Origin of the sequence: Lacrimispora sp. 38-1, from assembly GCF_049890855.1 — a bacterium.
Lineage (GTDB): Bacteria > Bacillota > Clostridia > Lachnospirales > Lachnospiraceae > Lacrimispora.
Genome location: NZ_JBANEW010000069.1, coordinates 57,504 through 70,627 on the forward strand (window position 1 = coordinate 57,504; position 13,124 = coordinate 70,627).

At 39.5% G+C, this 13,124-nt stretch carries 8 protein-coding genes; 3 read left to right on the forward strand and 5 right to left on the reverse strand.

Features of this window, described 5'->3' with window-relative positions:
• Positions 1–297 precede the first annotated feature (297 nt).
• A complete protein-coding gene (locus tag V7D18_RS20795; protein ID WP_426157114.1) occupies positions 298–2,580 on the forward strand; it encodes an adenosylcobalamin-dependent ribonucleoside-diphosphate reductase in 2,283 nt (760 codons plus the stop codon).
• Between the two features lie 85 nt (positions 2,581–2,665).
• On the opposite strand, the gene V7D18_RS20800 is transcribed toward V7D18_RS20795, so the two are convergent.
• Together V7D18_RS20800 and V7D18_RS20805 are read right to left on the reverse strand one after the other, a co-directional pair.
• Complete coding sequence (locus tag V7D18_RS20800) at positions 2,666–5,620, reverse strand: glycoside hydrolase family 48 protein (RefSeq protein WP_426157116.1); 2,955 nt, start codon at positions 5,618–5,620, stop codon at positions 2,666–2,668.
• A 223-nt stretch (positions 5,621–5,843) separates the two neighbouring features.
• Positions 5,844–7,298, reverse strand: a complete 1,455-nt coding sequence (locus tag V7D18_RS20805; RefSeq protein WP_426157118.1) for an RICIN domain-containing protein — start codon at positions 7,296–7,298, stop codon at positions 5,844–5,846.
• A gap of 130 nt (positions 7,299–7,428) precedes the next feature.
• Between V7D18_RS20805 and V7D18_RS20810 the strand changes: the two genes are divergently transcribed.
• On the forward strand, positions 7,429–7,986 hold the full coding sequence (locus V7D18_RS20810) for a hypothetical protein (protein WP_426157120.1): 558 nt from the start codon (positions 7,429–7,431) through the stop codon (positions 7,984–7,986).
• Between the two features lie 27 nt (positions 7,987–8,013).
• Here V7D18_RS20810 and V7D18_RS20815 read toward each other — a convergent pair whose 3' ends face one another.
• Positions 8,014–8,412, reverse strand: coding sequence for a hypothetical protein (locus tag V7D18_RS20815; protein ID WP_426157122.1), 399 nt, complete (start codon positions 8,410–8,412; stop codon positions 8,014–8,016).
• A gap of 315 nt (positions 8,413–8,727) precedes the next feature.
• Here V7D18_RS20815 and V7D18_RS20820 point away from each other — a divergent pair, with 315 nt between their 5' ends.
• A complete protein-coding gene (locus tag V7D18_RS20820) occupies positions 8,728–10,407 on the forward strand; it encodes a pectate lyase family protein (RefSeq protein WP_426157124.1) in 1,680 nt (559 codons plus the stop codon).
• A 72-nt stretch (positions 10,408–10,479) separates the two neighbouring features.
• Here the strand turns inward: V7D18_RS20820 and V7D18_RS20825 are convergent, their stop codons facing one another.
• Together V7D18_RS20825 and V7D18_RS20830 are read right to left on the reverse strand one after the other, a co-directional pair.
• On the reverse strand, positions 10,480–11,331 hold the full coding sequence (locus tag V7D18_RS20825; protein WP_426157126.1) for a hypothetical protein: 852 nt from the start codon (positions 11,329–11,331) through the stop codon (positions 10,480–10,482).
• A gap of 320 nt (positions 11,332–11,651) precedes the next feature.
• Entirely contained in the window at positions 11,652–12,890 is a 1,239-nt protein-coding gene (locus tag V7D18_RS20830; RefSeq protein ID WP_426157128.1) for an MFS transporter, read from the reverse strand.
• Positions 12,891–13,124: the final 234 nt, after the last annotated feature.

Here is a 13,124-nt window from a genome sequence, read left to right on the forward strand (position 1 = left end):
ATAGTCTTATCTACTGAACATCTCTCCAATTCGTTATGTTCTTTTCCCAGATATAGCTGTAGTTCTTAGCAAGCTCTTTTGCTGTTAAGGGTTTCTGTCCTGTTAACAGTTCTACGTCATTGGACGGAACATAGAACTATGTTATCTCTAATAAATATTATTTATTACAAAGCGATTGATCTTGTTCTACATATGGTATACAATATATATTGTTTCTCAATATATGGTATTTTGTCCTATTATATATATGGTCATAATACAGATATAAACTGATTTGGAAAGAGAGGAAAATACAAAATGGATATAACGGAATACTTGGGCAGCGGCAATATTTTAGGGCAGGATATCTGGAACAATAAATACCGGTATAACAATGAGGAGTTTGACGAATGGGTTGAACGTGTCTCCGGCGGAAACAGGGAGGTAGCAGAGCTTATTATCCATAAGAAATTTTTATTTGCCGGAAGAATATTAACCAATAGAGGATTATCTTCATTTGGCAAGAAAATCACCTACTCCAATTGTTATGTAGTAACTCCTCCCGAAGATAATATTGAAAGTATCTTTGATACGGCTAAATCACTGGCAAGAACCTACAGCTACGGAGGCGGTTGTGGTGTTGATATTGGGAAGCTCCGGCCCAAAGGAGCTCTGGTTCACAACGCTGCTGAGAATACAAGCGGTTCTGTTTCATTTATGGATTTATACTCTGCAGTAACCGAATTAATTGGACAAAACGGTAGACGGGGAGCGTTAATGATCAGCATTCCGTGTACCCATCCGGATTTGGAATCATTTATTGAAATAAAATCTGATTTAACTAAGGTTACAAAAGCAAATATCTCAATCCGGATAACAAATGCATTTATGGAAGCAGTGAAGAAACATGCCCCTTTTATGCTGACTTTTCAGGTAGAAGACACCGGTGAGGTAATTGAAAAAGAAGTAAATGCATATGAAATTTTTTGCCGTATCTGTGAGATGAACTGGGATTATGCAGAACCCGGAATGCTGTTCTGGGATCGTATTGAAAGTTGGAATCTGCTGTCCAATACCAGGGAATTCAAATATGCCGGAACGAATCCATGTGCGGAAGAGCCATTACCGGCTGGAGGCTCCTGCCTGCTTGGAGCCATTAATCTTTCCGCTTACGTTGCGATAAAAGAGAATAAGAAAGTCTTTGATCATGAAAACTTTATAAAAGATGTACGTACCTGTGTAACTGCTTTAAATGAAGTACTGGATGAAGGTCTTCCTTTACATCCGCTGAAAGAACAGCGGGATTCTGTCCGGGACTGGCGGCAGATCGGCCTTGGTGTTTTGGGTATCGCAGACTTACTCATTAAATTAGGGATTCGATATGGAAGTGATGAAAGTATTGAGCTATGCAACACAATTGCAAAAGAAATGATTAATAATGCAGTTTATCAATCTGCAAAACTTGCAAAGGAAAACGGACCGTTTCCAAAGTGCAAAATAGAAGAAATTATGGAAACTGCATTTTTTAAAGCAAATATTGAGGAAGAAGTTGCTGCATTTGTGAAAGAAGCAGGCGGTCTATCCAATTCTCAGCTTCTGACAATTGCACCAACAGGGACACTGTCAACCATGCTTGGCATATCCGGGGGGATAGAGCCAATCTATTCCAATTCCTATACAAGAAAAACAGAAAGTCTTCATGGTGAAGATGTATATTATAAAATATACACCCCCATTGTTCAGGAATATATGACCGAAAATGGCATTACGGACGAACATGATCTACCTGATTTTTTTGTAACTGCCCAGTCCCTTTCCTATACGGAACGAATTAAAATGCAGGCAGTCTGGCAGAATCATATCGATGCATCCATCAGTTCCACGGTCAATGTTCCGAAAGAATTTACAAAAGAAGAGGTACAGGCTTTGTATTTTATGGCATGGCAATATGGTCTGAAAGGAATTACAATATTCAGAGATGGCTGTAAGCGTCTGGGAATATTAACAACCAGTGAAGAAAAGACTTCCGGGAACTTGGAACGCGGTCAAATCGTAAAGGTTTCAGATGCCTGTATTGGTAAAAGAAGAACCCTTCGGACTGGTTGCGGAACCCTTCACTGTGAAGCATTCTTTGATCCCTTCACCGGGAAATTTATGGAGATATTCCTTTCTAAAGGTTCCAAAGGCGGATGCAATAGCTTTATGGTTGGATTAAGCCGTATGATTTCACTGGCTGCTCGAGGTGGAATTGAACTGGAAGACATCGTTGATCAGCTGGAAAGTACACTGGTCTGCTCCTCTTATGCAGTGCGGACAGCAACAATGCGGGATACCTCACCTGGATCCAGCTGTCCCATGTCAATCGGAAAAGCACTGACTCAGATGTATGAAGAAATGCAGTCAGAATTGCAATTAAAATACCCTGGTGATAATATAAAGAAGGGTAACACAGAAACGGTACAACTGAAAAAGAATAATAAAACCTATGATAAAACGGATGGAGCAAACGTAGTCAATCCTTGTCCCATATGTGGTTTAGAACTTACATTTGAAGGCGGTTGCAATACCTGCAAAAGCTGTGGATACTCTAAATGTGAATAGAAATAATGTTGGAATTGGAAACGCCATAATAAAGCATGTTCCGGTTATAAAAACCCGGAACATGCTTTTTATAAGCTTTTACCACTTAAGGTTCTATTCCCCATTTCAGGCTGTCAGATATGTACCCTGTAACCTTTGGCCAATCCACATAGCTCATTGCAGATCCTTCAAAGGAATAGTCATCAGTCTGAGTATAATTGGTCCAGTTAATTTTAGTCACTCTGATCTGTATCTCAGCATACTCTCCTGCTGCCAGATTTCCGGCCCCAGATGTAAATCCAATTTCCAGACAGTAGTCGGCATCCGTCTTTGCGACCGGCAATTTAACAAAGGTTCCGGTAATATTGCTGCTGCCAACTGAGGACCAGTCACACCAGAAGCTTTGATTCATTTCTCCATTAATTGTGTAATAATATCTGATTTTAACATCAGAAAGTTTTACACTGGTTGTGCCGTTATTGTAAATCTTGAACTTCGGACTGAGAGAAATGCTCTGCGCTGATGTGATTCCATTATACATCTGTATCTTAATGCTGCCTTTGGCAACGGAAGTATCTACTACAGTCAGAACCAATACAGGATCGGTTCCTGCACTTAAATCAAATACTACCTTGTAGGTTCCTGCAGCAAGACCAGCCAGTGAAGCTTTTAAGAAAGTAACGGTTGTTCCGGATATGGTATAATCCACTCCTTCCGTCAGCTCCCTGTTTTCCAGCCTGATGCCTTTCAGTGTATGTCCTGCCATTGTTAAGACAGCTGTAATATCTGCCTGTTTTGCAGGGTTCTTATCAAAGGTAGCTGCGGCAGGGGTAACAGAACCGCTTGGTGTGGAGTCAGTGATCGTTACGGTCAGTACCGGATCAACTCCTTTATTGAAGTCAAAAACAAGCTTTAACTTACCGATTTCTTTACCTGCTAAATAGTCTTTAGACAAAATGACCGTACTTTCGGATAAAGTATAATCAGTCCCTTCCGTTAAATAAGCACTTCCGTCCTTAATACCGTTAAAAGTATTACCATTTAAAGTAAGCTCTACTGTAATATCTGTTTGTTCAGCAATATTCTTATCAAATGCTGCAATTACCGGGTCTATCGCAGAGTTTATTACTGGTTCATCGCCATTTCCAAACAGCAGGGAATATACACCATTTGCAATGGCGATATCACACTGTGCCCAGAACCGGTGATAGTGAAATACCGGATCGGAATTATTGTTATAAGCAGTAAGAACTTTCTCATAATCCGGATCATCTTTATATTTAGAACGAATGTCTAAAAATTTAACACCGGATTTAATCACATCGCCATTTGGCATTTTCCCCGTCCAGCCTGCTGGTACGTAGATTTCCTGGTCAAAGAACCGTTTGTAATCTGTTCTTGATTCTGGCGTTGCAAGGCCCTTATCATCTCTGTACAGATTCCACATACGATCCAATAACTCCTTTGCCAGTATTCTTGATTCATCATCACCAGATGCCTTGCTATAATACAATAAGGTATTTGCAAGAGAACCTGTAACACCAAGGTCTGTGCTGTAGCTGGTAACAATCACATGCAGATTCTTATTGCCTGTATAAGTACCTGTCCAGGTATCAGGCTGTCCGGACCAGTCAAGACCGTTTGGAATAGCAAAGGTTCCGTCTTCATTCAGCTGTACCACTGATTTAATCCAGCTTACCCATTTATCCAAAATAGCTTTTGCTCTGTCATCTTTCGTTTTGTAATAATATTCAGCTACACGCTGCATGGACCATGCCTGAAAACCAAACCAGGTGTTGCTTCCAGGATCTGCATAGACAGGATTTTCTACATATCCCATTCCATAAAAGGTTGAGGTACCTGCCGGCCATTCTTCATAACGGCCTTTATGGGAGTTACTGGCTCCGCCTGCAATCGCACCTTCAGAAGTCTGCAGCCACTGATAAAATTCAAGCTGCCTCTTAAGGCTTAACTTCCAGTCGCTGGCTCCTTTTGGGGACAGGGGTTTTAAATCTTCATCTTCCGATAATATCCAGGCTGTCATAGGATTCTGATATCCAAAATGGTTATGGCTGTCTCCAATTTTCCATGCCCAGTCAGAACCTACTCCGCCGCCCCATGCATAATACCAGGACATCAGATAATGAGCTGCATCATATCCGGTACCAGCAGCTGCCGGAGTACCGATTTTACGGAAGTATTTATCAAACATGGCATATCTTAAATAATCACCCATCTTGCTGGCTTTGGAATTATAAGTTCCAAGGTCAATGCCATATTCATCAGCCCATTTATTTGCCCAGTAAGTAGCCTGGATAGCACGGGCATCTGCATCAGGTGCGTCAGTATATTTGAACTGCTTTGAGTAGTTGCTGTCTCCTGTAAACAGGTCAAGATATCCATTTCTGCCGCCGTATTTCATTGTTTCCCAGCATGGCTGCGGTATTGTCTCCCAGGTAGATTCCTGTTCCCCTCTCTGGAACGTATTGATATAGGATGGTGTTGATACACCGTCGCCTCTGCTTCCAAAGCCGTACCAGTTATCTGCATCTAATAACCAGTGCATTCCATACATGGTATTGCTGCCGTAGGCAGCGGCCAGTTCACTGTTGATCGGGTCAGTTCCAACAGCTGCACCAAAATTCAGCTGGGCAGGATATAAGTCTGGCAATTCCCATTCCGGGGCATAAGTTGCAGGCTTGCTGGCTGAATATTTACTCATGCTGGATTCGGGCTGGTCTTTTTCCGTTGGAATCATGTAGGATTCTGCTTTGTCCCAGGCTGTTTTAAATCCGCTGAAATCTCCTGTAAATTTTCCATACATTGCCTCCAGCCACATATAATAGCTGAAAGTTTCACTTGTAGTTACGTGCCCATAATCCGGAGCTTCTACAATCAAAGTCTCAACCGAATGATATGGGATCCCTTTATCACTGAAATACCCATTTTTCGGATTCTTAATATCTCCCCAGAGTTCCATAAATCTGTCTTGATATTTGTCTGTGCTTTTTGTCTTATCTGATGTAACTGAATTACTTTTAGATAACTCTTTCTTACTCATACAATAACCTCCTTAAATTTTTTATCTAACAATTAATTGATCAGCCGGTTCCTCACCTGTGAAATTTCTCTCGCCTCTCCTTTCCCCATTTATTGCAGGTGGATAACCAACTGTCTGAATTAATTGAAAGCCTCTATAAAAGCATCATGCTTCTAACTTCTATAAAGAAACTTTTATCTAAAATGTAAATCTAAAAATAATTTTTCGGGTTCACATCTTACAATCAGGGTGTTACAACAGACCACTGCTGGTTGTTGCTTGTACTGCCTGCCCACTGGCACAAATTCGCCCCGTTGGCAGTTGATCCCATCCCATCCAGATATAGTCCTGTTGCAACATTTTTAAATTTATAATAACTGCCGGATACTTCCCGTATCCACTTTTGATTATTACTTCCGCTGTTACCCCACTGACCACAGACAGAGCCATTTGACGTACGGGCCATACCATCTAAGTACAGTCCGGTTGCACCGTTTCTGATCATATAATAGCTGCCGGACTGCTCAAGCACCCATTTTTGATTCATGCTATTATTGCTGGCATACTGATTGCAGTCGGAGCCGTTTGCAGTATACCCGTATCCATCCATACACAATCCGGTAGACCGGTTTATAAGTTTAACGTATGTATCTGCTGTCGTGGGAACGGACATATCACCATAAGTAACACGATTTAATCCACTGCCATTCCAGCCCGCTCCAATTACAAACAGGCGTCCGTTACTCATTGGGACAAGACATCTGGAATAGCATGCACCGATAACGGAATCAATCTGCGACCAGCTGCCAGTGCCATTATTATTATTTGCATACAGCTTACTGTTACCGCCACTGCTTAAAATAACCGTTCCATTTAAATTAACACAATATGGGCTGCTTCCAGATGGGTCAAAACAGGTTCCTGCATCCGTCTGATTCCAGCTTTCCGGATCCGATGATATTTTATAATAAGCACCGCCAGGCTTTCCAACGATCTCATATGTCATGATATAATTTCCGTCAGGCATTCTGGCCACCACTGCCATACCTGGTCTCTGGCTGCTGTCTGACAGTGCTACGTCATTTACCACACTGTTCCAAATAATTCCGTCTGTTGTTGTCTGATGCACTAATTTTTGATTATGGGCAGGATCCCGCTCATCGGAGTAATAACAGATAAGCTTGTTATTGGCGACCATTAAAAATGGCTCCCAGACAGGATCATTTCCAGGATACGCTGCCTTGCCCTCTGCTATTGTGCTTACATAGGTCCAGCTTCTCCCTGCATCATTGCTCTTATATAAATCTATCTCGCAGAAAGACCGGTCATAAGGCAAAACAAGTCCGGCACACAGGAGCGTTCCTGCCGGCATATTTCCGATTGCCTGAGGCAGTTCATATAATTGTGGTTCCCATCTCATTCCCACGCCCTTGTGCGTATCCCTTACGTCTCCAACCTTTGTCCACGTTTCTCCATTATTTGTGCTTTCAAAGATGGGAAATGACGATACCCCTGTGGTATATTGTTCAAATGTTGCATACATCTTTCCACTGCCTGTCTGCACAGCCCTTGCATATAATGCCCCTGGTGGGGGCGAACCGGCAGGTGATGTATACATGACAGATGGTCCATAGGCTTCCACCTTCCCCGGAAAAACAAAGACACCCCTTTTTAAAACTCCTTTTGTAGCCTTTTTCATCTCTTTACTCCTTTCTTGTTAAATAAATCATTTCACATTGTTGGTTATTTGATTCAATCTCCGTTTCATGGTAAAATATAATATATTATTGGCATTAAAGCCTGGCAATTAATTATATGAGGTGTAAAGTATGAAAAAGAGACTTGTTTTAGTATGCATCTGTCTATCCACAGGCTTCCTGTTAAGCGGATGTGCAAAAGGAGCTGACCGAATGACCCAGCGCATAGAAACTACCGTAGAAAATACGACCAGCGAAGCTGCTCCATTAACGAGTGAAGCACCAACAGATACCGAATCTGGTCATGTCAAAGCAAATGTCCAGTTATATGAAGGAACTTATTTTGATGAAGGTGTTTACAAATATGTGGATATTCCTGCAACAGAATCACCGTTTGTATATTGTGAGATCCTGATCAGTAATATTACTGATACTTCTTTTGATTTTTCAATATCTGAAACGGTTATGGCAACCGATGAAAGTACAATTATTTTCCCAACCAGTACCGCTTTTTTCACAGGAGACGGTACCGAAGCCATTTATACTGGAAAGGACCAGACCTTACATTTTGAATTTCCTCATGATCAGGATCTCTATCCCATCATCCGTGATATGAAGGTCACCGGCTTACCTGAATTAGAAGGAAATAATTATATTAACAACAGCATTCCCGGACATGAAGCAGGATAATTGTAACAACCTGCCATTCCATACTTATCACATGGGAAAATGTTTCAGTGCATGATTATGTATGTTATAAACCTGTCTTAAACTATAGTTAGTCATTTCACTGATTTCTTCCCATGTATAACCGGAGATATATTTTAGCAGAAGTATATTTTTTTCTATTTCAGAATCCATCCGGCTCACATTCTTCACGATAATTTTGCATATCTGATTCTTTTCCCCCAGCTGCTTTCTAAAAGATGAGAATATATCGTTCATTTCCGCAGCCAAGTCTGTGCCGGAATCTCCCTGCAAAACAGAAAGTAAATGATTTTGTTCCTCTTCAAAACCGGCCAACAGGTTTCCCAATGTTTTTATCGAAAAATTGAGTGCCTGATATGATTGCAGGAAAGCTTTTTTCTGCTCCTTTTTTTCGATTTCACCATTCATCAATGAATCCTCCTTAAGGTATTTACTAATGAAAAAGGAGAATTGCAGCGATTTGTAAACCACAATTTACTTTAACCCTCTGTACTGCACTTAAAACCATTGCATTGTATTACATGCCGCACTGGCTGTAGCATTGAGTTATAGAAAACGCGGATCCGATTTTCTGTAACTAAAATTATTTCAGACAGGAGGTTTTTTTTAATGGGAACGCGGTGCCAATACGATGTATGCACTTTATAATTAGTGCTGACTGGCACCTTTCGATTAGAATTGGTAAAGAAAAGCTACGACTCAATCATACAAGGAGAACGAATAATGAAAGATAAATGGAAAATTGTTATTAAAAAACTATTGTTTTTTTCTTTAATGCTTACAATGGTAACAGGTACTTATATACTGCCGGCTTATGCAGCAGGTATTTCGCTGACAGAGAGCGGAGGCTGGTTTGAAAGTGCGTATATCAAATGGAATCCTGTCAGCAATGCTGTCGCCTACAATGTGTATATAAAACCCACGGGTGCAGACGATTCTGCTTACGTGCAGATTGATAATGAATTAATAAGAAAGTATTCCACCTATTGGAGAGCTGATGCAGTAGGCCTTGCACCCGGCCAATATGTTATGAAAGCGGAAGCTATACTCCCAAATAACGCGAAAGAAAGCATTGTTTCCAGTGCTCTCACCGTGAGTGCAAACGACAGAACCGGATTTGCTTTTTCCGGTGATTCTCAGTATAAATCCGGATCTGGCGCATACAGGGATAATGGAATACTAAAAGACAATGCACAGGTGATTTATGTGACTTCTGATACAGCAAAAACAGTAACACTTGATGTTATTGTGAACAGTTCCGGCAAAAAACAAACGGGTACCGGCATTGGTGAAATTTTAAAGTTACGCCAGAAAGGATATGACACAACTCCGCTTGCCATCCGTTTTATCGGTCAGGTCACGGACAGCAGCATGGCTTTAGAGCTTAACAGCAATGGATACCTTGAAGTAAAAGGAAAAACTTCCTACAAAGAAATGAATATGACTTTAGAAGGCATCGGCGATGATGCGACCGCTTATGGCTGGGGATTCTTAATCAGAAATTGCGGAAACTTGGAAATCAGGAACTTAGGTGTCATGCTGTTTCCTGACGATGGAATTTCACTTGATACGGCTAACTGTAATGTTTGGGTTCATAATAATGATATCTTTTACGGAAGTGCAGGTTCCGATGCCGATCAGGCGAAAGGAGATGGTTCTGCTGATGTTAAGAGCGGATCCACTTATGTAACCCTATCCTATAATCATTTCTGGGATTCCGGTAAATGTTCTCTTTGCGGAATGAAAGATACTGCAGAATTTTTCGTAACTTATCATCATAACTGGTACGATCATTCTGATTCCCGCCATCCGAGAATCAGGACAGCCTCCGTTCATATTTACAATAATTTCTTTGATGGAAATGCAAAATACGGAGTTGGTGTTACAAAAGGAAGTTCTGCATTTGTGGAAGCAAACTATTTCAGACATTGCAAATACCCCATGATGAGTTCCTTACAGGGTACGGATGCTTTGGGCGAAGGTACGTTTTCCGGTGAAGATGGCGGTATGATCAAAGCCTTTGACAATATAATAGAAAATGCCTCCAGCCTGATTTATGCAAACTCCAATGAAGGAACAGCAAAGAAAGATGCGGTCTCCTTTGATGCTTATTTAGCAACTGCAAGAAATGAAACCGTTCCGGATTTTTATAAAACCATAGCAGGAGGTTTTGCTTATAACAATTTTGATACCAGCAAAGATATCGGTGTCAGCCTCTCTGATATTGATAGCGTGAATAATGTGGAACGAATTGTTACAACAAGTGCCGGGCGTTTGAACCAGGGTGACTTTACCTGGAAATTCGATAACGCTGTCGATGATGCTTCTTATAATTTAAATACAGCATTAATGTCTAAAATAAGAAGCTATTCAACACAACTTATATCAGTCGGAGGAAAATAACCCTCCCAGTTCATAAACACACGCGGCAAACCGTACATTTGCCGCGTGTCTGATATTTACGCAATTTTAAGTTTATAATGTAAAGCTCCTGACGATGCGCCTGACAGCCAGCATCTCAGAATTGGATATATTCGTATTTAAATAAGACTGGGCGTACAAACAAATTTTTTCAATATCCTTATCGCATAACTTCTTACTGTTTGTAATATGATTCCATAATAAAGTAAAAATCAACCTGCCCGAATCTGATCGTAAACAGGTATCCATGTCAGATAGTGAAAAGTTAAATACGGTCTTAAAAGCTTCAGCTAAATCATATTTCATACTATTTAAGTCATCATAACTTCTGGTTTTTCCATAATCGATCCATTCTCCTGTTGTTATTAATCCTCTCTCGGATTGTAATTCCGATAATCTGACTACTTCTTCCGGATATTCTTTTTCCAGTATCGCCATCGGGAGTTTATTTGTACATGATAGTTCTATGTTAACATTAAAATTATGGAGATACTGGCAGGAACGATGATTCAGAGTCTCAACTCTTAAACCATGAAATTCTGAAGTACATGGTTCGAATAAAACATTTATTTCATTGTTTCGTTTCCTCAGACCGCAACTCACCCAGCCTATAAGTACAGCATTTGCGAATGCGTCAATAATTGTATATGTGGAACTGTATGGAAATGAATATGCAGGTATTATTCTCATTGCCGGGATGCCATATTTGTTTATAAGAGTTTCCTTCGTATATTCACCCAGCCGCCCTTTAAAAAAAGATGAGTATGCTGCTGGAGCATAGGTTCCTGATGCAATCGCCAGGGAAGATTTATTTTTCTCCAGAATCATTGCCGCATGTTCAATTCTTTTATCATGTATATCTTTATCCCAGTTTCCTTCAATGGAAACAAAATGTAAGTTGTTCATTTTTCCCCCTCTGCAGGAATTTATCCGATTTGCATTTTCACATATTATTCACATCTTCCACAATTTTTCTACACAGCCAATGGGTATATTAATAATTGTTACAGGTAATATCCTTTATAATATAATTTTCTCATACAGCCGGCAGGATCCTGTGATCTTACCGGCTGCTCCTTTTCATCCAATATTTATTGACAATTTCTCATAAGGTTCTGCCTCTGGTCCCATTATAGAGGTGTTCGGATGCAGTGTCAAGATTCACATGGGGCGTACGGAAAAGGCATGAAATGCTATCGGGTGAAGAACTGATCACTCTATGCTATTTAATTTTGCATTTCTTTTTTTCTGGACATTATGGTTACTAGAATCAATAAAATACCGCCTCCTCCAATACAGAGAAAATATGAATGCATCCAGTCTAAATCAAGCAATATTCCTGATACGATAACAGCGCATGGAGTAATCGCACTGGATAACATACTGGATAATCCCATTACTCTACCTCTGTGAGAGTCATCTGATGATGTTTGTAAAATTACATTTATTGGGATATTGCTTGATACGATGGCGCCTCCAAACATAAAGTTCAAAACTATAAAAAATAGAAACGAAATATTTTTGTTTAAATTTAACTCTCCATAAGCAGTTGCAAGTCCCATAAAAACCATTAAAAGGGACATAACAGAGATTGCACGAATCAGTAACTGCTTACTTTTTTCTACTTTAAATTTACTTGACATAATCAATGAAGTCGTTAAGGCTCCTAAAGAAGTCATACTTTGAATCATCCCATATTGTCTGGAGGATAACATAAGTGTATTATTTATAATATATGGTACTGGAACGGTAAATCCAAATTGGAATAAAAAATTCATTGAAATCATAAAAATTAATATAGTAAAAATTAACGAATTATCTTTACTATATGTATAGCTTTCTTTTATATCTTCTATAATTTTTTTGAAATTAATACAATCTTTAATTTCTGCTGATTTTTTTTTACTTTCTGCAAATACAATATGATATTCTAATATAGCAGCGATAAAAAAAGAAATAGCATTAATAAACAAAAAAAGCTGTATGTCGATCTTAAGAATGATGAATCCACCAATCCAGGGCGCAGATATTCTAGAAAAGGATGAGATACTCTGACTTAAGGAATTTAGCTTTGGTAACAATTCTTTATCCACGGCATTGGGAAGTGCTGACTGCAAGGCTATTAAATTAAAAACAGCTAAAACGGCCAACACGAACATTAAGAAATAAATATAAAATATGCTCATTCCTGTAGATCTGCTTATCAGGTATATTAACATTAAAAACGTACCACTCAGTGCATCTGTAGCCACTATTATTTTTTTTCTTTCAAAAAGATCCGATATTACACCTGCAAAGGGTGAACATAGGAATTGTGGTAACATTCCCAATGCTAAACTGACTCCAAAAAGAAGACCCGACTGAGTCTCTTTTAAAATATAATAACTAATTGCAAATGAATATAATTGTGATCCAAATATAGTAACAAACTGTCCTAATAATAGGCGAAACATATTTTTATTCAAAAAACCCCTCCTCTGTCATTCAACTTACTTTATCATAAGATTTTTACACTATATATAAGGCAATTCATCCAAATAATAACCAACTGCTAATCCAATGCTTTCCTCTTCCCGTCTTAAATATTCATAAAGATTAGCATAATTAAATAAGCAAAACAACGTACGCGCCAAAATTATACACGTTGAGTGCCAAAATTAGTATTATTCCCCTGTAGCGTGCACCAGCGAATAATTTAA

Excerpts from the sequence above, each read along its gene's own strand:
- V7D18_RS20795 (WP_426157114.1), top strand. The coding sequence starts at position 298 with ATGGATATAACGGAATACTTGGGCAGCGGCAATATTTTAGGGCAGGAT.
- V7D18_RS20800 (WP_426157116.1), bottom strand. The coding sequence starts at position 5,620 with ATGAGTAAGAAAGAGTTATCTAAAAGTAATTCAGTTACATCAGATAAG.
- V7D18_RS20805 (WP_426157118.1), bottom strand. The coding sequence starts at position 7,298 with ATGAAAAAGGCTACAAAAGGAGTTTTAAAAAGGGGTGTCTTTGTTTTT.
- V7D18_RS20810 (WP_426157120.1), top strand. The coding sequence starts at position 7,429 with ATGAAAAAGAGACTTGTTTTAGTATGCATCTGTCTATCCACAGGCTTC.
- V7D18_RS20815 (WP_426157122.1), bottom strand. The coding sequence starts at position 8,412 with ATGAATGGTGAAATCGAAAAAAAGGAGCAGAAAAAAGCTTTCCTGCAA.
- V7D18_RS20820 (WP_426157124.1), top strand. The coding sequence starts at position 8,728 with ATGAAAGATAAATGGAAAATTGTTATTAAAAAACTATTGTTTTTTTCT.
- V7D18_RS20825 (WP_426157126.1), bottom strand. The coding sequence starts at position 11,331 with ATGAACAACTTACATTTTGTTTCCATTGAAGGAAACTGGGATAAAGAT.